General features: G+C 72.1%; 13 protein-coding genes. 7 read left to right on the top strand and 6 right to left on the bottom strand.

Going from position 1 to position 21,780, the window contains the following annotated elements; genetic code table 11:
• Positions 1–13: 13 nt before the first annotated feature.
• From PD653B2_RS20850 to PD653B2_RS20825, 6 genes are all read right to left on the bottom strand, one after another.
• On the bottom strand, positions 14–1,300 hold the full coding sequence (locus tag PD653B2_RS20850; protein WP_085874340.1) for an anthranilate synthase component I family protein: 1,287 nt from the start codon (positions 1,298–1,300) through the stop codon (positions 14–16).
• Positions 1,297–1,863 (bottom strand): anthranilate synthase component II, encoded by a 567-nt coding sequence (locus PD653B2_RS20845; protein ID WP_242665379.1) that lies wholly within the window; start codon positions 1,861–1,863, stop codon positions 1,297–1,299. The genes PD653B2_RS20850 and PD653B2_RS20845 overlap by 4 nt, the downstream gene beginning before the upstream one ends.
• A gap of 213 nt (positions 1,864–2,076) precedes the next feature.
• The gene (locus PD653B2_RS20840; protein ID WP_085874339.1) at positions 2,077–3,999 is read right to left on the bottom strand and encodes an anthranilate synthase family protein; all 1,923 of its coding nucleotides are present in this window, start codon (positions 3,997–3,999) and stop codon (positions 2,077–2,079) included.
• A 68-nt stretch (positions 4,000–4,067) separates the two neighbouring features.
• Positions 4,068–6,248, bottom strand: a complete 2,181-nt coding sequence (locus tag PD653B2_RS20835; RefSeq protein WP_085874338.1) for a HelD family protein — start codon at positions 6,246–6,248, stop codon at positions 4,068–4,070.
• A gap of 130 nt (positions 6,249–6,378) precedes the next feature.
• Positions 6,379–7,137 carry an enoyl-CoA hydratase-related protein gene (locus tag PD653B2_RS20830; protein ID WP_345775757.1) on the bottom strand — a complete coding sequence of 253 codons (759 nt, stop codon included), beginning with the start codon at positions 7,135–7,137 and terminating at the stop codon, positions 6,379–6,381.
• 58 nt (positions 7,138–7,195) lie between these two features.
• Positions 7,196–12,709, bottom strand: coding sequence for a beta strand repeat-containing protein (locus PD653B2_RS20825; RefSeq protein WP_085874336.1), 5,514 nt, complete (start codon positions 12,707–12,709; stop codon positions 7,196–7,198).
• Between the two features lie 224 nt (positions 12,710–12,933).
• On the opposite strand from PD653B2_RS20825, the gene PD653B2_RS20820 reads away from it, so the two are divergent.
• The 7 genes from PD653B2_RS20820 to PD653B2_RS20790 all read left to right on the top strand — a co-directional run bounded on the left by PD653B2_RS20820 (position 12,934) and on the right by PD653B2_RS20790 (position 21,188).
• The gene (locus tag PD653B2_RS20820; RefSeq protein ID WP_085874335.1) at positions 12,934–14,448 is read left to right on the top strand and encodes a molybdopterin-dependent oxidoreductase; all 1,515 of its coding nucleotides are present in this window, start codon (positions 12,934–12,936) and stop codon (positions 14,446–14,448) included.
• Between the two features lie 109 nt (positions 14,449–14,557).
• A complete protein-coding gene (gene sigK / locus PD653B2_RS20815; protein WP_085874334.1) occupies positions 14,558–15,166 on the top strand; it encodes an ECF RNA polymerase sigma factor SigK in 609 nt (202 codons plus the stop codon).
• Positions 15,163–15,891, top strand: coding sequence for an anti-sigma factor (locus tag PD653B2_RS20810; RefSeq protein ID WP_085874333.1), 729 nt, complete (start codon positions 15,163–15,165; stop codon positions 15,889–15,891). Before sigK ends, PD653B2_RS20810 begins: the two co-directional genes overlap by 4 nt.
• Positions 15,888–17,909 carry an FAD-dependent oxidoreductase gene (locus PD653B2_RS20805; RefSeq protein ID WP_085874332.1) on the top strand — a complete coding sequence of 674 codons (2,022 nt, stop codon included), beginning with the start codon at positions 15,888–15,890 and terminating at the stop codon, positions 17,907–17,909. Before PD653B2_RS20810 ends, PD653B2_RS20805 begins: the two co-directional genes overlap by 4 nt.
• Positions 17,906–19,138, top strand: coding sequence for an SAM-dependent methyltransferase (locus PD653B2_RS20800; RefSeq protein ID WP_085874331.1), 1,233 nt, complete (start codon positions 17,906–17,908; stop codon positions 19,136–19,138). Before PD653B2_RS20805 ends, PD653B2_RS20800 begins: the two co-directional genes overlap by 4 nt.
• Complete coding sequence (locus PD653B2_RS20795; RefSeq protein ID WP_085874330.1) at positions 19,138–20,409, top strand: SAM-dependent methyltransferase; 1,272 nt, start codon at positions 19,138–19,140, stop codon at positions 20,407–20,409. Before PD653B2_RS20800 ends, PD653B2_RS20795 begins: the two co-directional genes overlap by 1 nt.
• The gene (locus PD653B2_RS20790) at positions 20,406–21,188 is read left to right on the top strand and encodes a DUF1295 domain-containing protein (RefSeq protein ID WP_207559471.1); all 783 of its coding nucleotides are present in this window, start codon (positions 20,406–20,408) and stop codon (positions 21,186–21,188) included. The genes PD653B2_RS20795 and PD653B2_RS20790 overlap by 4 nt, the downstream gene beginning before the upstream one ends.
• Positions 21,189–21,780 lie beyond the last annotated feature (592 nt).

Genomic DNA, 21,780 nt, shown 5'->3' with positions numbered 1-21,780 from the left:
CCGGGTCATGACGTCATGATGCCGACACCGGTCCGGCCACACCCAGGGCCTGCAGCACCCGGGCGGCCTTCACCTCGGACTCGGCGTACTCGTCGGCGAGGTCGGAGCGCACCGTGATGCCGCCGCCGGTGCCGATCAGGTAGCGGCCGTCGCCGGCGGTCATCAGGCTCCGGATGACCACGCCCAGGTCGGCGCGGCCGTCGGCGGAGATCCAGCCGAAGGCACCGGCGTACGGGCCGCGGGGCGTGTCCTCGACGTCCTCGACGATCTCCATGGTCCGCAGCTTCGGCGCTCCGGTCATCGAGCCGGCCGGGAAGAGCGCGCGCAACGCCTGCACCGTGGTGACGTCGGCGCGAAGGTGGCCGCGGACCGTGCTCACCAGCTGGTGCACGGTCTCGTAGGACTCGACGTCCATCAGCACCGGGACCGTGACCGTGCCGGGCTCGCAGACCATCGACAGGTCGTTGCGGAGCAGGTCGACGATCATCAGGTTCTCGGCCCGGGTCTTAGGATCGGTCGCGAGCGTCGTGCGGAGCTCGTCGTCCTCCGCCGGCGTGCGCCCGCGCCTGGTGGTGCCCTTGATCGGCTTGGTCTCCAGGGTGCGGTCGGCGGTCACCAGCGCGTAGCGCTCCGGGCTCGAGCTCAGCAGCCACGCCGCGGCGCCGGGCACGTCGTGCTGGAGGAACCCGGCGTACGGCGCGGGGTTGAGCTCGCGCAACCGCAGGTACGCCGACACCGGGTCGACGTCGCTCTCCGCCACCATCCGGTACGTCAGGTTCACCTCGTAGGAGTTGCCCGCGTGCAGCTGCTCCTGGACCCGGGTGAAGGCGGTGGCGTAGCTGGCGGGGACGGAGTCCCCGCTCGGCCCGGGAACCCGGACGTCGCCGAGGGAGACGTCCCCCGCCGGCGTCCGGTGCTGCCCGTCGACCGCGTGGTCGAAGAAGCGCACGTTCCGCGACCGCATCCACACCGCGTCCGGCAGGCCGCCACCGACGAGGGCCGGGAGGTCGGGCCGGCACGCGTAGCCGAAGTAGCCGAACCACTGGTCGCCCGGGTCGCCGGCCGCGAGCTCTGCTTCCAGGACGACGAACACGTCGTCGCCGACGACCTCCGCCGCGCCGCCGACGTGCCGGGTGACGCTGCGGGCGGCGGCGTCGTAGGTCAGCGAGACCTCGTCGTCCTCCAGCCAGCCGACCAGCGAGCGGCGGCCCGACCACGCGCGGGCCCCGCCGCCGTCGAGCCAGAAGCAGCGCGCGTGGCGGGCGGCGACGTCGCGGAAGAACCGGACCGGATCCGTCATGCCCGGCCCAGGAAGTTGGCGACCAGGACAGCGCCGTGCTCCGAGAGGATCGACTCCGGGTGGAACTGCACGCCCTCCAGCGGGAGCGACCGGTGCCGCACCCCCATCACGACGCCGTCGGACGTGGCCGAGACCTCGAGAGCCGCAGGCACGTCGGTCGCCGCGAGCGAGTGGTAGCGCACCGCCGCGAACGACGCCGGCAGCCCGGTGAACACGCCCCGACCGTCGTGCTCGATCATCGCGACCTCGCCGTGGGCGGGCGGCACCCGCTCGACGGACCCGCCGTACGCCGTCACCAGGCCCTGCATGCCCAGGCAGACGCCGAGGACCGGGCGGGTGGCCCGGCGCAGCACCTCGCGACCGACCGCGAAGTCGCGCTCGTCGTCGGGTCGACCCGGCCCGGGCGACAGCACGACGTGGCTGTGCGCGAGGACCGTGTCGGCGTCGACCTCGTCGTGCTGGACGACGGTGGGCAGCACCCCCGTGACCTCGGCCAGGAGGTGCACGAGGTTCCAGGTGTAGGAGTCGTGGTGGTCGACCACGACCACGTCCGGCACGGCCACGGGCTCAACCTACTGAGATCTCGACACAGGTCGCAGGTCCCGCGCTGACGCGCGACCCCCGCCGACCCACTCGATCTCCTCGCAGCATCGAGGTGACCTGGCTTCGCCAGGGCGCCACGGCTCGGGAGACAGCGGAGGGCCCGATGAAGCTGGGGGGCAGTCTTCACCGGGCCCACGAGGGTTCCGCTGTCGTACGAGCAAAGCGTAGCCGGGTCAGGGCCCGGTTGTCGCCGGATCGACGAGAAGCTCGGTCACGAATTGGTGGAGCAGGTCGTAGCCGTTCTCGGTGAGGATCGACTCCGCGTGGAACTGGATGCCGCGGTAGTGCGGACCGCGCACGACGTGGATGTCACCGGTCCGGACGTCGGCCTCGACCTCGACGCCCTCCGGGACCGTCCCGGCGGCACCGACCCGGCCCACGAACGTGTTGTAGAAACCGACCCGCTCGGTCCGCCCGGCGATGGACACCGGGGACTGGGTGCCCTGGAAGACGATGTCCTTGTAGGTCAGGTCGAGACCGAGGTGGTGGCACAGCGCCTGGTGCCCGAGGCAGACCGCGAGGAAGGGCCGCCCGGCCGCCATCAGCTCGGCGACCGCGGCCCGCAGCTGCGCCATCTTCGGGTCGTCGCCGTCGCGCGGGTCGCCCGGCCCCGGCCCGACGATCACCAGGTCGAAGCCGTCGAGCACGCCCGGGGCGTAGTCCTCGTGGCGGACCACCGTGCTGCTCATGCCGAGCACGCCGAGGACGTGGCGCAGCATGTTCACGAAGTCGTCCTCGCCGTCGAGGATCACCACGCTCTTGCCGGCCAGCTGCGGGTTCGGCGTCGCGCCGCCCTGGTCGGTGAGCCAGAACCGCGAGAGCCGCTGGTTGCGCACGTTGAGCGCGAGCAGGACGTCCTCGTCGCTGACCAGCTCGGCGACGTTCGTGTCCGGCGCCGGCGCCGCGGGCACCAGCCCGAAGGCACTGAGGATCCCGCCCGCCTTCGCGTGCGTCTCGGCGACCTCGTACGCCGGCTCCGAGTCGCGCACGAGCGTCGCACCGGCGGTGACCTTGAGCCGGCCCTCGAGGTCGACGTCGGCCGAACGGATCACGATCGGGCTGTCGACCACCGGCCCACCGCCCTCGTCGCGGCCGAGGATCGCCAGCGCGGCGCCGTAGTAGCCACGACCCTCGGGCTCGTACTGCTTGATCAGCCGGCACGCGTTCTCGACCGGCGAGCCGGTGACGGTCGCGGCGTACATCGTGTCGCGCAGCACCTCGCGCGGGTCGCGGCTGGTGCGGCCGGCGAGGAGGTACTCGGTGTGCACGAGATGGCTCATCGGCTTGAGGAACGGGCCGAGCACCTGGCCGCCCTCGTTGCAGATGTCGCACATCATCTTCAGCTCCTCGTCCACGACCATGAAGAGCTCGTAGATCTCCTTCTCGTCGCGGAGGAAGTCGAGGAGCCTGCCCTTGACGTCGCCCTCGCGCGGGATCCGGAAGGTGCCGCTGATCGGGTTCATCCGCACGTCGCCACCGTGGATGGTGACGTGTCGCTCCGGGCTGGCGCCGATCAGGTAGCGGTCGCCGGTGAAGAAGACGTAGGTCCAGTACGCCCCGCGCTCGCGCTGGAGCAGCCGGCGGAAGACCGTCAGCGCCTTGTCGGCGCCCCAGTCGGCGACCTGGGCGCGGTAGTGGCGCCCGATGACGAGGTTGGCGCCTTCGCCCTGGCCGATCTCGTCGGTGATGATCGCCTCGACGAGCTTGGCGTACTCCTCGTCGTCGGTCTCGAAGCCGCCCCGGTCGTCGAACTCGATGCCGGTGTCGTCGATCGCCTCGACGACCTCGGCGACCGAGAACTCCAGCTCGGTCTCGACGTCGACCACGACCAGGGGCGTGCCGTCGTCGTGGGCCTCGAAGCCGCGCTCGGCCACCTGGCGGAACGGGATCGCGAGCAGCCGGTCGGCGATGTGGCCGTCGGCGGGCGTGCCCTCCTCGAGCGGTACGTCGAGGAGCGACTCGACCACGCGCCGGGTGCCGCCCACGAGGCCGACCGTGTCGCGGTCGCCGGCCCGCGTCGAGCGCCGGATGATCGCCCACGCCTCGTGCCCCTGGAGCGCGTCGATCGCGGCCCGGGCATCAGGTGTGGCAGTCATGGCCGAAGCCTAGTTCTCGGCCCGCCCCTGCCGACCCGGACGTCCGGTGGTTGAGGCGCAGCGACCGGTCAGCCCAGGGTGGTGAGGAGCTGCGTCGCGCGGGTCAGCACGACGTACAGCGTCGCCTTGCCGGTGGCGGACTCGTCCTCGATCTCCTGCGGGCGGACGACCACGATGCCGTCGAACTCCAGGCCCTTGGTGTCGAGGCCGGTGAGCACGACGATCCGGTCCTCGCCCGACGGTGCGACCGACGAGTCGACCGCGGCCCGGGCGCCCACCGCGTCGTCGGCGAACTCCGGCCACGACGCCAGCCAGGCATTCACCTCCGAGCGGCGGGCGACCGGCACCACGATGCCCACCGTCCCGCCGACCTGGTCGGCGATCTCGGCGACGGCCTCCCGGGTGGCGGACTCCAGGTCGCTCACGCCGGTGACGACCTTCGGCTCGACCCCGGTCGACCGCACGGCGGTCGGCAGGTCGGCGTCCAGGCCGACCCGCTGGGCGTACGCCGCGGCGTACTCGTAGATCTCGGAGGAGTTGCGGTAGTTGGTCGAGAGGTGGAACGCGTGCAGCTCCTTGCCCTCGGTCGCGGCGGCCCGGGCGGACGCCGACTCGGCGGGCACCGGCCACGACGACTGGGCCGGGTCGCCGACGATCGTCCAGGACGCGGCCCGACCGCGACGACCGACCATCCGCCACTGCATCGGCGTCAGGTCCTGCGCCTCGTCGACGAGCACGTGCGCGAAGCCGTCGTCCTCGATGCGGTGGGTCGGCGGCGCCCAGGCGCGGCCGGACGGCGCGTACTCGCGGTCGGCCGCGGTCAGCAGCTCCTGCATGTCGACGCCGCCCTCCAGCAGGGAGGTGTCGTCGAGGTCGCGCTCGTCCTCGGTCTTGGCCGGCACGTCGCCGAGCGCGTAGCGCAGCTCGTCGAGCAGCGGGATGTCCTCGATCGACAGCGAGGTGTCCTCGCCCCACGACTTCGACAGCAGCCGCTGCTCCTCGGCCGACAGCACGCCGTCGGCGACGCGCGCCAGGAACTCGGGGTCGCGCATCCAGCCGAGCACCTCGGGGGCGTCGAGCGGGGGCCACCAGGAGACGGCGAAGTCGACGAACCGCTGGTCCGAGAGCATCTCGTCGTCGAACGCCTCGCGGCCCCGGTCGCGGCCGCGCTCGCCGCGGACCTGGCGCCACATCACGTCGAGCAGGGCGTGGGCGACCCGCGGGAGCTGGCGGTTGCGCCGGCCCTGCGACATCAGCTGGCGGCGCAGCGTGCCGAGCTGGCCGGCGGTGAGCACGATCGTGTCGTCCCGCCAGAAGATGCGGAACCCGTTCGGGCTGCCGGGCGCCTGCTGGCGCGACGTACGGCGCATCACCTCGGCCATCCGCTCCGAGCCCTTCACATCGGCGACGGCGGGCTCGTCGTGGCGGGTGGCGCGGACCCCGTCGATCACCTCGCCGAGCGACCGCAGCGCGATGGCCGTCTCGCCGAGGCTCGGCAGCACCCGCTCGATGTAGCGCATGAAGACGCCGCTGGGTCCGATGATCAGGACGCCGCCGCCCTCGTAGCGGCGCCGGTCGGTGTAGAGCAGGTAGGCGGCGCGGTGCAGCGCGACGACCGTCTTGCCGGTGCCGGGGCCGCCGGAGATCGCGACCACGCCCTTGCCGGGCGCCCGGATGGCCTTGTCCTGCTCGGCCTGGATGGTGGCGACGATCGAGTGCATCGAGCGGTCCCGGGCCCGGGACAGCTGGGCGATGAGCGCGCCCTCGCCGACGATCGGCAGGTCGGTCTCGGCCTCGGCGTCGAGCAGCTCGTCCTCGACCCCGACGACCCGCGGCCCGGTGCAGCGCAGCACCCGACGGCGTACGACGTCGTGCGGCTCGGCCGCCGTGGCCTGGTAGAACACGGCGGCTGCGGGTGCCCGCCAGTCGATCAGCAGCGAGTCGCGGTTGGCGTCGCGCAGTCCGATCCGGCCGATGTAGCGCGGCTCGGGGTCGAGCTCGGGCAGCAGGTCGAGGCGCCCGAAGACGAGCCCCTCGTGGGCGGCGTCGAGCTGGGCGATCCGCTTCGCGGCCTGGAACACCATGGCGTCGCGCTCCACCAGGCCACCCTCGTGGCCCAGCCGGCCCCGGCTGTGGCCCTCGCGGGCCAGCTCCTGGGCGGCCCGGGCCGAGTTGGCCAGCTGGACGTACACCCGGTCCACGACTTCCTGCTCGTGCGCGATCTCTCGCTCGACCAGCTCATCCGACAACGGTCTTTCCCCTCACCCGAAACTCGTCCCCCACCCGCAACCGACGGGCGACCCGATCGATTCCGGCAAGTGGACAAGCCTACCCAATGCGGTCGGGCTCGGGTGCCGGTTCTCGACACGTCCGACGACGCTACTTCGTGCGGGACAGGAACGCCGTCATCGCCTCGCGGGCGGCGTCGGAGGCGAAGAGGTTGGCGCTGAACGCCGCGAGCTCCTCGCCGTCGGAGTCGAGCTGGGCGAGCAGCTGGCGGTTCAGGATCCGCTTCGACTCGCGCAGCCCCTGGGGTGCCCCGGTGGCGAGGGCGGCGCAGACCCGCTCCACCTCCGCGTCGACGCCGTCGGCCGCGACGACCGTCGTGACCAGGCCGTACGCCGCCGCCTCGGCACCGCCGAACACCTCGCCGGTCAACGTCACCAGGGAGGCCGCGCGAGGGCTCATCCGGTGGAAGACCGGGATCGAGATGATCGCGGCCGCCAGGCCGAGCTTGACCTCGGTGAGCGCGAAGTTCGCGTCCTCCGAGGCGATCACGATGTCGGAGGAGGCCACGATCCCGATGCCCCCGGCCCGGACCGGGCCGATCAGGCGGGTGACGACCGGCTTGCCCAGCGCCACGATCGCCCGCTGGACGGCGACCATCCGGCGCCCGCCCTCCTCCATGCCGACGCTGGTGGCCTCCGACAGGTCGGCGCCGGAGCAGAAGACCCGGTCCGCCGACTGCAGCCGGACGACCAGCACGGCGTCGTCGCCGTCCGCCTCCTCGAGCCGCTCGAGCAGCTCGGTGACCAGCTGCTGCGACAGGGCGTTGCGGTTGTGGGGCGAGTCGAGGGTGATCGTCGCGACGGCACCGTCGACGACGTAGTGCACGAGCTCAGGCAGGGGTTCGGGCATGCGGCTCATCCTGCCGCATGCCCGACGCCCCCATGCCGTCCCGGGTCGGCGCCCGGGGTCAGTGCCTGATGCGCACCGTCTTGGTGACCCCGCCCACGGTCAGCGACGCCTTCTTGATGCTGGACGAGGCGAGGGCCTTGCGGCCCGGCCCGGTCTTCGTGAGCTGCAGCGTCACCTTCTTGCCCGACTTGATCTTGTACGTCGCCCGGGCCAGGAGGGTGCCCTTCTTGACCACCGTGCCGCTCACCTTCTGGGTGGACGACGCGACCAGGGTGGCCACTCCCTTGCAGGAGCCGCCGCCCGCGCCGCACTTGACCGTCGCCGCCACCTTCGACTGCGTCACCGTCACCAGCGGCGCCACCGGTGTGACCACCGGCGAGTCGTCGACCTGGATCGAGACGCTGTCGCTGTTGTCGGACGACGAGGTCTCCGGCGTCGTCGTCGTCACCGTGGCGGTGTTGACGATGTTGCCGCCCTGGTCGGCGCCGCGCTCCGTGCGGTTCGCGAGGCAGAGCAGGTAGAGGTCGGCGCTGAGCGGACCGTTCGTCGGGTTGTAGAACTTGAACACCCGGATGATCGGCCGGGGGTCGTTGCCGAGCACGACCAGGCCCGGGTCGATGTCGTAGCCCGCCACGATGCCCTTGGCATCACCGGCGCACGAGAGCGTGAACTCCGCGCTCTGCCCGGCCGGCACGGTCACGGTCTGGCGCACCTCGTCGAGGCCCAGCGCGTGGGTGTGCCCGTTCGCGGTGCTGACCAGGTTGTCGAGGCAGCGGATCGAGAACGTCCCCTGGGTCGCGGCGTCGCCGCCCGGGGCGGTCACCACGCCGAACGTCCAGCCGTTGTCACCGGAGGGGTACGTCGTGAGCACCGGCGCGATGCCGTCGAGCTGGTAGCCCGGCTGCACCGGGGTCTGGCCCGGAGCACAGTTCAGGGTCACGTCGGTCCGACCGGTCGGCAGCGCGTGGGTCTCGCTGATCACGTTGCCCACCACCAGGTTGTGGCTGTGGCCGTTGACGGTCTCGCTCTGCGTCTGGATGCAGACCGCGAACACCTTGGCCTGGGCCCGGCCGGTCGCGTCGTTGACGAAGGACGCCGTCCAGCTGCCGTTGCCGACGGCGTGGTTCTCCGTCATGTGGACGTCGGCGAGAGTGCCGGTGTCCTGGTCGACGTGGTCGATCCGGCCGGAGCCGTCGGACACGACGTAGCCGGGCATGCAGCTCGCCGTACCGGTCGCCCGGTCGCCGGGCTCGATGTCCACGTGGACCTCGGTCTTCTGCACGTCGAACAGGTGCTGGTGGTCAGCGCCGATCTCGGGCAGCGGGTCGACCTCGACCCTGACGTCGACGCTGCGCGTCGCGCCGGCGGGCACCGTCCCGAGCTCACACCGGACGGTGGAGCCGGAGCGGGTGCAGGCGGCGTCGGCGGACACGAACGTCACCCCGGTCGGGAGCGCGTCGACCACGACGACGTCGCGGGCGTCCGCGGCACCGGTGTTGGTGACCGTCAGCGTGTAGGTGACGACGTCACCCACCCGGGGCGTCGCGTCGTCGACCGTCTTGCGGACCTTGACGTTGGTGGAGCTCGGCTGCACCGGCGTCGTCGTCGAGTCGGTGTCCGTCACCGGGGTGCCGTTCGGCGGCGTGCCGCTGGCGGTCGCGGTGTTGTCCACCTTGCCGGCGTTCACGTCGGCCTGGGTGATCGTGTAGGTCACGTCGTTGCAGGCGAACGACTCGTCGGGCTCGAGACCGCCGGTCGGGCAGGTGACCGGGCCGACCTTCGGGTCGGTGACGGTGATCGGGTCCAGCTTCACGTTGCCGGTGTTGGTGACCCGGAACGAGTAGGTGATGGTGTCGCCCGCGTCGGGACCGTTGCCGTCGAGGTCGACGACGCTGCCCGCCGTCTTGACCAGCTGGATCGCGCCGGTGGCCGGCAGGTCGACCGTGCGGCTGTCGTCGTCGGTGACGGTGCCACCGGTCGGCGTCGTGCCGTGCACCTCGGCGGTGTTGTCCACCGAGCCGTGGTCGATGTCGGTCTGGACGAGCGTGTAGGTGCGCGGGTCGCAGTTGAGCGAGGCGCCCGGCGCCAGCGTGACGTTCGGGCAGGTCACCGGGCCGACCTTCGGGTCGGTCACGGTGATGTTGCTGAGCGTCACGTTGCCGGTGTTGGTCACCTTGAACGTGTAGGTGATCGTGTCACCGTCGTCGAGGCCGTTGCCGTTCACGTCGTTGACACCGCTGGCGGTCTTCACCAGCTCGATGCCGGCAGCCGGGGTGACCGGCGTGCTGGTCGAGTCGGTGTCGGTCACCGGGCTGCCGGTCGGCGGCGTGCCACTGGCGGTCGCGGTGTTGTCGACCCGGCCGAGGTTCACGTCGGCCTGGGTCAGCGGGTACGCCTTCGGCGTGCAGGTGACGGCGGCGCCCGGCGCGAGCGCACCGCCCGGGCAGGTGATCGCGCCCAGCTTCGGGTCCGAGACCGTGACCGGGTTGAGCGTCACGTTGCCGGTGTTGGTGACCTCGAAGCCGTAGGTGATCGTGTCACCGGCGTCCGGGCCGTTGCCGTCGAGGTCGGAGATCGCCCCTGCGGTCTTGTCGAGGTGGATCGACGGTGCGGCCGGGACCGGCGTGGTGGTCGAGTCGGTGTCGGTCACCGGGCTGCCGGTCGGCGGCGTGCCGTTGGCGGTCGCGGTGTTGTCGACCCGGCCGGCGTTCACGTCGGCCTGGGTCAGCGGGTAGGTCTTCGGGGTGCAGGTGACCGAGTCGCCGGGCGCGAGCGCACCGCTCGGGCAGGTGATCGCCCCGCCGAACTTCGGGTCGTTGACCGTGACCGGGTTGAGCGTCACGTTGCCGGTGTTGGTGACCTTGAAGCCGTAGGTGATCGTGTCACCGGCGTCCGGGCCGTTGCCGTCCACGTCGGTCAGGGCACCGGCCGTCTTGTCCAGCTCGATCGAGGGGTTCGCCCCGACCGGGGTGCTGGTCGAGTCGGTGTCGGTGACCGGGCTGCCGCTCGGCGGCGTGCCGGTCGCGGTCGCGGTGTTCTCGACGCGACCCGAGTCCACGTCCGCCTGCGTCAGCGTGTAGGTCTTCGGCGTGCAGGTGACGTTCGCGCCGGGCGCGAGCGCGCCGCCCGGGCACGTGACCGGGCCGACCTTCGGGTCGGCGACGACGACCGGGTTCAGCGTCACGGTGCCGATGTTGGTCACCTTGAAGCCGTACGTGATCGTGTCGCCCTTGTCGGGGCCGTTGCCGTCGAGGTCGGCGATCGAGCCTGCGGTCTTGTCCAGCTCGATGGCCGGCGTCCCCTGGAGGACGGTCGTCGTCGAGTCGGAGTCGGTGACCGGCGAGCCGGTCGGCGGCGTGCCGGTCACGGTGGCGGTGTTGTCCACGCGGCCGGCGTTCACGTCGGCCTGGGTCAGCGTGTAGGTCTTCGAGGTGCAGGTGATGCTCGCGCCGGGCAGGAGCGCGCCGGTCGGGCAGGTGATGGCACCCCCGAGCTTCGGGTCGTTCACGGTGACGGGGTTGAGCGTCACGTTGCCGGTGTTGGTGACCTTGAAGCCGTAGGTGATCGTGTCACCGGCGTCCGGGCCGTTGCCGTCGAGATCGGTGATCGCGCCGGCGGTCTTGTCGATCCCGACCGCCGGGGTCGCCGGGACGGTGACCGTGACCGCGTCGGTCGCGGTGACCGGCGCGCCGGTCGGCGGGGTGCCCGAGGCGGTCGCGGTGTTGTCGACCTTGCCGGTGTTCACGTCGGCCTGGGTCAGCGTGTACGTCTTCGGCGTGCAGCTGACGTCGGCGCCGGGCGCGAGCGCTCCGGCCGGGCAGGTGACCGGGCCGACCTTCGGGTCGCTCACGGTGACCGGGTTGAGCGGCACGTTGCCGGTGTTGGTGACCTTGAACGTGTAGGTGACCGTGTCGCCGGCGTCGGGGCCGTTGCCGTCGAGGTCGGTGATCGAGCCGGCAGCCTTGTCGAGGGCGATGGACGGAGCGGCCGGGACGACGACCGTGGCCGAGTCGGTGGCCGTCACCTGCACGCCGTTGGAGGCGGTGCCGGTGGCCGTCGCGGTGTTGTCGACCTTGCCGGCGTTCACGTCGGCCTGGGTCAGCGTGTACGACTTCGGCGTGCAGTTCACCGAGGCGCCGGCGGCCAGTGAGCCGCTCGGGCAGGTGACCGGGCCGACCTTGGGGTCGGCGACGGTGACCGGGTTCAGCGCGACGTTGCCGGTGTTGGTGACCTGGAACGTGTAGGTGATCGTGTCGCCGGCGTCCGGGCCGTTGCCGTCCACGTCGGCGATCGCGCCGGCCACCTTGTCCAGCGCGATCGCGGGGACCAGCGGCAGGTTGGTGAACGTGCAGATGACCGTGTTGCCCGAGGTCGCCGGCGTCGTGAAGGTGCCGGTCTGGCCGGTGCCGTTGGCGAGCGTGGCGCCGGTCGCCGAGAGCACGCACTTCCAGGTGGTCGTGTAGTCGTTCAGGTCGGTGCCGCCCGCTGCGGTCTGGGTGACCGTGTACGTCGTGCTCGGCAGCACGACGACCGGGCCGGCGACCTCGTCGTCGAGGCCCTGCACGCCGGAGTCGGTGCCGGCGGTCACGCCGGTGTTGCCGGCGCTCACCCCGCCACCGGTGATCTTGGTGCCGAACTGGTCGGCGTCGTCGTGCCGGCCCGAGGGCAGGTCGACGCGCACGGAGGCGGTGCTCGGGGCCGAGCAGGACGCCATGTCGGAGAGGCTCAGCGACACGGTCTTGGTGCTGAGCAGGGCACCGCTGGACGGGTTGACCCGCAGCACCTTGCCGGTGCCCGTGCCGATCACCAGGACGCCGGAGCCGTCGAAGGCCATCGAGGCGTACTGACCGGAGTCGCCCGGCAGGGACGCGAGCACGGTCGAGGCGAAGGCGGTGGAGCCGGCGGTCGTCGGCAGCGGGCCGTTCACGCGGGCCAGGGTGCCGGCCGCGGAGGCGCTCGCGTTGGACACGACGTACAGGTTGCCGACGGAGTCGAAGGCCATGTCACCGTTGACGGAGAGCCCGGCGATGGTGCCGACCTGGCCGATCGAGGTGTTCGTGCTGGTGTTGAACGCGTAGAGCTTCCAGGGGGAGCCGCCCGCCGCGTAGTAGTAGATGCCGTTCGCCGGGTTGATCGCGCCGGCGATGACGCTGCTCGCGCTGGCGTTCGTCGGGGCGCTGTAGCTGTCCTCGTCGTTCGTCGTCGCGTCGAAGCGGACGATGTCGTTCTCGGAGCGGTTGAACGCGTAGATGTAGCGGCCGCCTCCGGCGGGCAGGGCGAGCGCGTTGATCGCGTCGCTGGAGCCCGGCAGGATCCGGCCGTTCGACGACGTCGCCGCCGTGCTCGGGTTGATCCTGCTGATCGTGTGCTCGCCCTGGTCGATGCTGTAGACGGTGTCCGAGGCACACACGAAGCTCGGCGACGAGGACGAGAACGAGCCCCCGGTGGCCTGAGCGGGCGCGGCCGGCACCAGCGCGAGCGCGGCTCCGGTCAGCGCCAGCGAGAGAAGAGCGACGCCACCACGGCGTCCCCGGACCGAGACGGTCCTCGAATTTGCGCGCGACAACAGCATGATCGCCGGCCCCCCAGCCGTGTGCTCGTCTACGAGCGTGTGGTGTGCCTCCCGCCGTCTGCGCGAGGCCCTGCACCAGATCTGCGTGCACCAGGCACGTCACATCAAGCAATCTCCCGAAGAGTAGGGCCGCGAGCTCCCGATCGGTGTCGTCTTGAGGGAAAACGGAGGTTTCGGAGCGGAGCCGGGCCATCCGCCGGACGGTCGGCTCCGAACAACCTCCTATGCGGACCCGACTCACGTACGCCGGCCTCGGCGTGCTGTCCACGCTCGTGGGCGTCGCCGCCGGCCACCTCGTCGCGTCGCTGACGACTCCGTCCTCCTCCCCGGTCCTCGCGGTCGGCTCGGCGGTCGTCGGCCTGGTGCCGACCCCGCTCGCGGAGTGGGCGATCGCGCAGTTCGGCACCCACGACAAGACGGTGCTGGTCGGCTCGGTGCTCGTGGGCGTGCTGCTGCTCGCCGCCGTGGCGGGACTGCTCGCGCGGCGCCGGTTCGCGTACGGCGCGGGCCTGCTGGTCGTCCTCGTCGCGATCCCGGCGGCCGCGGCCCTGACCCGCCGGTCCGCCGGCATCGGCGACGTCCTCCCCAGCCTGGTCGCCGGCGCGGCCGGCGTGGCCGCGCTGGCCTGGCTGACCGGCGCCCGCCCGGCGCCCGCCACCGGCGACGAGGGGGACGCGCCCACGCGCAGGGGCGTGCTGGTCGCCGCCGGCGCACTCGCCTTGTCGGCCGCCGCGATGGGCGGCGCCGGCCGCTGGATCACGGCGTACCGCACCCGCACCACCCGCGTGGACATCCCCGCCGCGGCCGACGCCGCGGCGCCGACGTCCGGGAGCCTCGACGAGCGGGTCCCCGGCATCAGCCCCTTCCGGACCCCGACGGACCGGTTCTACCGGATCGACACCCGACTGTCGCTGCCCGTGGTGCACCTCGACGACTGGACGCTCACCATCGACGGCGACGTCGAGCGCGAGGTGAGGCTGAGCTTCGACGACCTGGCGGCGATGCCGCTCATCGAGCGCGACATCCTGCTCACCTGCGTCTCCAACGAGGTCGGGGGCTCGTACGTCGGCGCCGCCCGCTGGCGCGGCGTCCGGCTGACCGACGTGCTGGCCGAGGCCGGGATCGGCGCGACCGGAGCCGACCAGATCCTCAGCACGGACCTGGACGGGATGACGATCAGCACCCCGCTCGAGCTCGCGACCGACGGCCGCGACGCGATGATCGCGATCGGGATGAACGGCCGCTCGCTGCCGCAGGAGCACGGCTTCCCGGCCCGGATGATCGTGCCCGGGCTCTACGGCTTCATCAGCGCGTGCAAGTGGATCAGCCGGATGACGCTCACGACCTACGCCGAACAGGACGCGTACTGGACCCAGCGGGGCTGGGCGACCGACGCTCCGATCAAGACGTCGAGCCGGATCGACACGCCCCCGTCGTTCGCCACCATGCAGCCCGGCCGGACCGTGATCGGCGGCGTCGCCTGGGCCCCGCACCGCGGTGGCGTCCAGCGGGTCGAGGTCCGCATCGACGGCGGCGGCTGGCAGCCGGCCCGGCTCGGGCCGGCCGGCGGCAACGACTACTGGCGCCAGTGGTACCTGCCGTGGACCGCCGAGTCCGGCGAGCACTCGCTCGCCGTACGTGCCGTCGACGGGCAGGGGGTCGTGCAGTCACCGGCCCGCGTGGCGCCGTTCCCGGACGGTGCCAGCGGCTTCCACGAGATCAGCGTGATCGTGGCCTGAGGGAAAATGACCCGACCTGCTCCAATCCGGCCGCGGGGTCGCTCCGAAGACCTCTTCAGAAGCGGCACACCAGGAGCACGACGACCAACGGTAGGAGAGCATTCACCTCATGGACCATCTCCGGCCCGTACCCTCCGAGGACCCGGCCCCCGTGGACCGGTCCGCGGAGGCTGCGCCCGATCTCGCCGACCTGTTGCGCCGCTCGGGCCGCGCCGACGAGGCCGCCTTCGCCCAGCTCTACGACGCCACCTCCCGGCGGGTCTTCGGACTCGCGCTCCGGGTGGTGCGTGACCCGGCGCAGGCCGAGGAGGTCACCCAGGAGGCGTTCCTGGAGATCTGGCGCACCGCGGGGCGCTTCGACGCGGACCGGGGCAGCCCGCTGTCCTGGCTGATGACGATCACCCACCGCAAGGCGGTCGACCGGGTCCGGTCGGCGGAGGCGTCCACCCGCCGCGACACGACGTACCACCACGAGAACCAACCGGTCGACCACGACTCGACGGCCGAGGCCGCCCATGCCTCGCTCGAGGCGCACCGCGTCCGCGGCGCGCTGGCGACGCTGACCGAGGTGCAGCGCGAGGCCATCAACCTCGCCTACTTCGGCGGCTACACCCACACCGAGGTGGCAACCATGCTCGACCTACCGGTCGGCACCGCCAAGACACGAATCCGAGACGGACTGATCCGGCTGCGCGACGCGATGGGAGTGGGGCAATGAGCGACATCCACGCGCTCTCCGGGGCGTACGCCATGGACGCGGTCGACGACATCGAGCGCGCCCGCTTCGAGAAGCACCTCGCGGTCTGCGCGGAGTGCCAGGCCGAGGTGGCCAGCCTCCGCGAGGCCACCGGCGTGCTGTCCGAGACGACCGCCGCCGAGCCGCCCGCCGCGCTCCGCGACCGCGTGCTGGCCGATATCGCCACCGTGCGCCCACTCCCGCCGCTCACCACGCCCGGCGCCACGCCGGAGGAGGCCCGGCGCCGGCCCGGCCGATTTCGCCTGGTGGCGCTCGCGGCCGCCGCGGCCGTCCTCGCGGCCGTCGGGGTCGGGGTGGCGACCCAGCCGTGGGCCGACGAGACCTCGCAGGCACCGTCCGCCGCGGAGCTGGTGCTGAGCGCCGCCGACGCGAAGAGCACCTCGCTCGACTTCGACGACGGCGCGAAGGCCACCGTCGTGCACTCCGACTCGGTGGGCAAGGCGGTCATCGTGACCGAGAAGATGCCGCCGCCGCCGAAGGGCATGGTCTACCAGCTGTGGCTCGACCAGCCCGCCAGCGGCATGGTCTCGGCCGGCCTGATGCCGATCGAGGCCGACCAGACGATGGTGCTGGAGGGCGACGCCGCGACCGCCAAGGCCGCGGGCATCACGATCGAGCCCGCGGGTGGGTCCGACCACCCCACCTCCAAGCCGATCGCGCTGTTCGACTTCGGGGAGAGTGCATGACGCACGCCACCGCCCGCCGGGTCGCCGTCATCGGCTCCGGCGTGGCGGGGCTGACGGCCGCGTACGTCGCCTCACGCTCCGCCGACGTCACGATCTACGAGGCCGACGACCGGCTCGGCGGTCACGCCGACACCCACCTGGTCGACGACGGCGGCCGCGAGCTGGCGATCGACACCGGCTTCATCGTGCACAACGAGAAGACCTACCCGACCCTGCTCCGGATGTTCGCCGAGCTCGGTGTCGCGACCCAGGAGTCGGAGATGTCGCTCTCGGTGCGCGACGACCAGTCGGGCCTCGAGTACGCCGGCGCCCTCGGCGCGAGCGGGCTCTTCCCCGGCGGCCGGAACCTGACCCGGCCGGCCTACCTGCGGATGCTGGTGGAGATCCCGCTCTTCCACCGCCGGGCCCGGACCCTGCTGGCGTCGAGCGGCGACGACGTCACCCTGCGCGAGTTCCTCCGCGCGGGCCGCTTCTCGGCCTACTTCACCCGCCACTTCATGGAGCCGCTGGTCGCCGCCGTCTGGTCCACCGACCCCGACGTCGCGCTCGACTACCCGGCCCGCTACCTCTTCACGTTCCTCGACCACCACGGGATGCTCGGCATCTTCGGGTCGCCGCAGTGGCGCACCGTGACGGGCGGCTCGCGCGAGTACGTCCGCCGGGTGGGCGACCGGATCGGCGACGTCCGCACCGGCACCAAGGTCACGTCGGTCCTCGAGACCCCGACCGGTGTCGAGGTCACCGACGGCAACGGCACCGTGACGGCGTACGACGCCGTGGTGATCGCCACCCACCCCGGGCAGGCGCTCGCGATGCTGGCCGACCCGACGCCCGCCCAGCGCGAGGTCCTCGGCGCGCTGCCGTACTCCCCCAACGTCGCGCTGCTGCACACCGACGTCTCGCTGCTGCCCGAGGCCGACGGTGCCCGGGCGTCGTGGAACTTCCGCCGACCGGTCGAGTCGCTCGGCCACGTGACCGTGACCTACGACCTGACCCGGCTGCAGCGGCTGCCCACCGAGACGCACTACCTGGTCACCCTCGGTGGCGAGCACCTCGTCGACCCCGCGACCGTGATCGACCGGATGGAGTACGAGCACCCGCTCTACACCCCGGAGTCCGTCGCCGCCCAGGCCCGGCTGCCCGAGCTCGACACCGACCGGGTCGCCTTCGCCGGCGCCTACCACGGCTGGGGCTTCCACGAGGACGGCTCCCGCTCGGGGCTGAAGGCCGCCGAACGGCTCGGGTTCAGCTGGGGTGGTTTCGAGGCCTCAACCACCGAATCGGTCGTTGGGGTGCGACGAGCGCTAGCGGCCAGCCCCGAAACCACCACGACCCCCGCGATCTACGAGACCACCATCCGGCACACCCGGCGCCGGCCGTTCAGGCGCACGTTCACCCACCACTCGCACACCTGGCTGGTCGACCTCGACGACCTGCCCGACCACGGACTGCTCGGCCGCTTCGAGGCGCGCGACCACCTCGGTGAGCCGGACTGGTCGATCCGCGACAACCTGGCGACCTTCCTCGCCGACCACGGCGTCAGGCTCGGCCGTGGCCGGGTGCTGATGGCCGCCAACGCCCGGGCGTTCGGCTACTGCTTCAACCCGATCAGCGTCTTCTGGTGCAGCACCGAGTCCGGCGAGCCGCTCTGCACGGTCGTCGAGGTGCACAACACCTACGGCGACCGGCACGCCTACCTCGTCCACCCCGACGAGCAGGGCCGGGCCCGCACGCCCAAGGAGATGTACGTGTCGCCGTTCCACGGCACCGACGGCACCTACGAGCTCGCCGTCCCGCGGCCGGGCGACGACCTGCACATCGCCGTCACGCTCACGACCGATGCCGGCGCCACGTTCAGCGCGTCCCTCGCGGGACGCCGGTCGACCCGCGGCGCCTGGCGCGCCGCCCCCGCTGCTCTCGGAGGATCGCTGCTGATCCGCGCCCACGGCATCTGGCTGTGGGCCCGGCGCCTGCCGATCCAGCCCCGCCCCCACCACCACCAGGAGGGAGTCCGATGACCCTCACCCCCGTCCGCCCCGCCCCGGAGACCTGGCCCGGCCTCGACGCCGTGCCCGCCGGGCTCCACACGACCGTGTCCGCACACGTGGCCCGCAAGCTCTTCCTGGCCGCCGTCCGACGACTGCCGGTGACCGTGGACCTGGACGGAGAGGTCCACGGCCTCGGCGGCCCGTCGATGACGGTCCACCGGCCCGACGAGTTCTTCGCCCGACTCGGCCGCGACAAGCTGATCGGCTTCGGCGAGGGCTACCTCACCGGCGCCTGGGACTCCGACGAGCTGGCCGGCTTCCTCACCGTGCTGGCCGCCGACGTGGCCGACCTGGTGCCGCGCAGCCTGCAGACCCTGCGCGGCCTGGTGGTCGCCCGGCCGCCGCGGCTGCACCGCAACAGCAAGCGCCGCACGCGCGACAACATCGCGCACCACTACGACCTGTCCAACGACCTCTTCTCGCTCTTCCTCGACCCGTCGCTGAGCTACTCGTCGGCGCTCTTCGAGGGCAACCCGTCCGGTGACCTCCACGCGGCCCAGCTGCGCAAGATCGACCGGCTGCTCGACGAGACCCACGTCGGACCGGGCACCCGGGTGCTGGAGATCGGCACCGGGTGGGGCGAGCTCGCGATCCGCGCCGCCGCGCGCGGCGCCACGGTCCACTCGGTCACGCTCTCCACCGAGCAGCAGGCGCTGGCCCGCCAACGGATCGAGGCCGCCGGTTTCTCCGACCGGGTGCACGTCGAGCTCGCCGACTACCGCGACGTCGCCGGCGAGTACGACGCCGTGCTGTCGGTCGAGATGATCGAGGCGGTCGGCCACGAGTACTGGCCGACGTACTTCCGCACCATCGACCGGGTCCTGGCCCCGGGTGGACGGGTCGGCATCCAGGCGATCTTGATGCCGCACGACCGGATGCTCGCCACCCGGCGCACCTACACGTGGATCAACAAGTACATCTTCCCCGGCGGCTTCCTGCCGTCGGCGCAGGTGATCGACGAGGTCAACGAGCAGCACACCAGCCTGCGCGTGACCAACCGGCTGGCCTTCGGCGCCGACTACGCCGAGACGCTGCAGCGCTGGGACACCGCGTTCCTCGCCGCGGCCGACCGGGTCAAGCAGCTGGGCTTCGACGAGACGTTCCTGCGGATGTGGCACTTCTACCTCGAGTACTCCCGCGCCGGCTTCGCCTCGGGCTACCTCGACGTCCAGCAGCTCACCCTCACCCGGGAGACCTGATGGCGGGCACGGCCGTCGCGCCCGCCCTCGCCCGGGCGGTGGCGCCCTTCGTCGGCGGCGAGCTCCCCGTGCGGCTGCGCGCCTGGGACGGCTCCGAGGCCGGCCCGGTCGACGCACCGCTCGTCGAGCTGCGCTCGCCGGACGCCGTCCGGCGCATGCTTTGGCGCCCGGGCGAGCTCGGTGCCGCCCAGGCCTACGTGGCCGGTGAGCTGGAGGTCCCCGGCGACCTGGACACCGCTCTCACCCACGCCTTCGCCGTCGCCCGCGAGCGCGGCCTCGACGGGGTGCGCGCCACGCCGGCCGCCGTCGCCCGCGCCGTGCGCGCCGCCCTCGGCGTCGGCGCGATCGGCCGCCCACCCACCGCTCCCCGCACCCAGGCGCGGCTGCGCGGTCGGCTGCACACGGCGCTGCGGGACCGCCGCGCGATCAGCCACCACTACGACCTCTCGAACGAGTTCTACGCCGCGATCCTGGACCCGGCGATGGCCTACTCCTGCGCCTACTACACGACCGACGACATGACGCTGGCGGACGCGCAGGCCGCGAAGCTCGACCTGGTCTGCCGCAAGCTCGGCCTCGAGCCCGGCATGCGGATGCTGGACGTCGGCTGCGGGTGGGGCTCCCTGTCGCTGCACGCGGCCGAGCACTTCGGCGCCCAGGTCGTCGGCGTGACGATCTCCGCCGAGCAGAAGGCGTTCATCGAGCAGCGGATCGCCGACCGCGGCCTCGCCGACCGGGTCGAGGTGCGGCTCCAGGACTACCGGGAGGTGCCCGACGACGGCTTCGACGCGGTCGGGTCGCTCGAGATGGGCGAGCACGTCGGCGAGCGCAACTACCCGACGTACGTCGAGGTGCTGCGACGCGCCGTACGGCCCGGTGGCCGGGTGCTGGTCCAGCAGATGTCGCGCCCCGGGCCGAAGGGTGGGCGGCACCCGGGGGGTGGCCCGTTCATCGAGTCGTTCATCGCGCCCGACATGCACATGCGGCCGGTGGGCGAGACGATCGCGCACCTCGAGCGCGGGGGCCTCGAGGTGCGCGACGTGCACGCGTTGCGCGAGCACTACGTGCGCACGGTGGCCGGCTGGCTGGAGCGGTTCGAGGGCAACCGGGAGTGGCTGACCGCGCTCGTCGGCGAGGAGGTCGTCCGCGTGTGGCGGCTCTACCTCGTGGGTGGGGCGATGGCGTTCCGGGACGGCAGGATGGGGGTCGACCAGATCCTGATGGTGCGCCCGGACGGGTCGCACTCGCTGCCGTGGAGGAGAACCTGGTGAGTGACTTCCTGCTCGTCGCCGGCCTGTCGTTGGCGGCGGCGGTCCTCGTCATGGTCGCGACCGCCCTGGCGGCGAAGCGGACGGGGCGCGTCTCGGTCGTCGACGTCGCCTGGGGCATCGCCCTGGTCGCGGTGTCGATCGTCTGCGCGCTGCTGGCCGGCACCTGGCAGTCCTGGCTGCTCGTCGCGCTGGTCGGCGTCTGGGGCGCACGGCTGTCCTCCCACATCTTCACGCGCTCGCGCGGGCATGGCGAGGACCCGCGCTACACCGCCCTCCTCGGCGGCTCCCTCGACGAGGTCGGCATCGGTGTCGCGGTCCGCAAGGTGTTCCTCGTGCAGGGTGCGGCCGTCTGGCTGGTCTCGCTGCCGCTGCAGGCCGCCGCCCTCTCCGACGACCTCGACTGGCCCGCGGTCGTCTGGGCCGGCATCGCCGTCTGGGTGGTGGGCGTGCTCTTCGAGACCGTCGGCGACCGCCAGCTCGCGGCGTACAAGGCGGACCCCAACCGCGGGCCGGTCATGGACCGCGGGCTGTGGTCGTGGACCCGGCACCCCAACTACTTCGGCGACGCCTGCGTCTGGTGGGGCATCTGGCTCACCGGTGGCCTCGCCTCCGGCTGGCTCGCCGGCCTGCTCAGCCTGGTCGCCCCGCTCACGATGACCTTCTGGCTCGTCTGGGTCACCGGCGCCAAGCTGCTCGAGCGGTCGATGATGAAGCGCCCCGGCTATCCCGAGTACGCCGCCCGCACGTCGATGTTCGTCCCGCGCCCGCCCAAGCGCTGAACCACCACCTCGGTGGTTGAGAACGGACGAAGTCCTGTCGCCCCCGGTGGTTGAGGACGGACGAAGCCTGTCGTCCCCGGTGGTTGAGGACGGACGAAGCCTGTCGTCCCCGGTGGTTGAGGAAGGACGAAGCCTGTCGTCCCGGTGGTTGAGGAAGGCGCGCAGCGCCTGTCTCGAAACCCCCGCAGCCGACCCGCCCACCTGTCCTCGGCTTGCGGGCCGCTGCTAGGGATTTACAGAGTGATGTGGTCACCGTCCGCTTCGGTTGAGGCGGCGACTTCCAGCCGTCGTCTGGCTTGCGGGTCCGCTCGGGTCGACCGTCGTGGTCACCGTTCAAAGATTTTACTTTCGAGATCGTCAGGACCCTGTGGAGAACAGGGTTTTCGGGGTCTGACTGTCGGTGGCGGGTGCTTGATTGAACCATGGCAGCCACCACCGAACTCGACACCGCGACCGCGGTGCTGGTTGCCGCCCGCGAACGTCGAGCGGTCGCCGATCAGGCCGAGTCCGAGCAGTTCCAGCTGGCCGCCCAGTGGGCCGCCATGCACTCGGTCGACTCGATCGGTCCCGCCGCGGTGTGGGAGGGCGAGCT

Source organism: Nocardioides sp. PD653-B2 (genome assembly GCF_002117935.1).
Lineage (GTDB): Bacteria > Actinomycetota > Actinomycetes > Propionibacteriales > Nocardioidaceae > Nocardioides.
Note: the sequence above shows the minus strand (reverse complement) of the source record. Positions and strands in the feature narration are given on the sequence as shown.

What these genes read in the sequence shown, in the direction of transcription:
- PD653B2_RS20850 (WP_085874340.1), bottom strand. Translation starts at nt 1,300, where the DNA reads ATGACGGATCCGGTCCGGTTCTTCCGCGACGTCGCCGCCCGCCACGCG.
- PD653B2_RS20840 (WP_085874339.1), bottom strand. Translation starts at nt 3,999, where the DNA reads ATGACTGCCACACCTGATGCCCGGGCCGCGATCGACGCGCTCCAGGGG.
- PD653B2_RS20830 (WP_345775757.1), bottom strand. Translation starts at nt 7,137, where the DNA reads ATGCCCGAACCCCTGCCTGAGCTCGTGCACTACGTCGTCGACGGTGCC.
- PD653B2_RS20825 (WP_085874336.1), bottom strand. Translation starts at nt 12,709, where the DNA reads ATGCTGTTGTCGCGCGCAAATTCGAGGACCGTCTCGGTCCGGGGACGC.
- PD653B2_RS20820 (WP_085874335.1), top strand. Translation starts at nt 12,934, where the DNA reads ATGCGGACCCGACTCACGTACGCCGGCCTCGGCGTGCTGTCCACGCTC.
- sigK (WP_085874334.1), top strand. Translation starts at nt 14,558, where the DNA reads ATGGACCATCTCCGGCCCGTACCCTCCGAGGACCCGGCCCCCGTGGAC.
- PD653B2_RS20810 (WP_085874333.1), top strand. Translation starts at nt 15,163, where the DNA reads ATGAGCGACATCCACGCGCTCTCCGGGGCGTACGCCATGGACGCGGTC.
- PD653B2_RS20805 (WP_085874332.1), top strand. Translation starts at nt 15,888, where the DNA reads ATGACGCACGCCACCGCCCGCCGGGTCGCCGTCATCGGCTCCGGCGTG.
- PD653B2_RS20800 (WP_085874331.1), top strand. Translation starts at nt 17,906, where the DNA reads ATGACCCTCACCCCCGTCCGCCCCGCCCCGGAGACCTGGCCCGGCCTC.
- PD653B2_RS20795 (WP_085874330.1), top strand. Translation starts at nt 19,138, where the DNA reads ATGGCGGGCACGGCCGTCGCGCCCGCCCTCGCCCGGGCGGTGGCGCCC.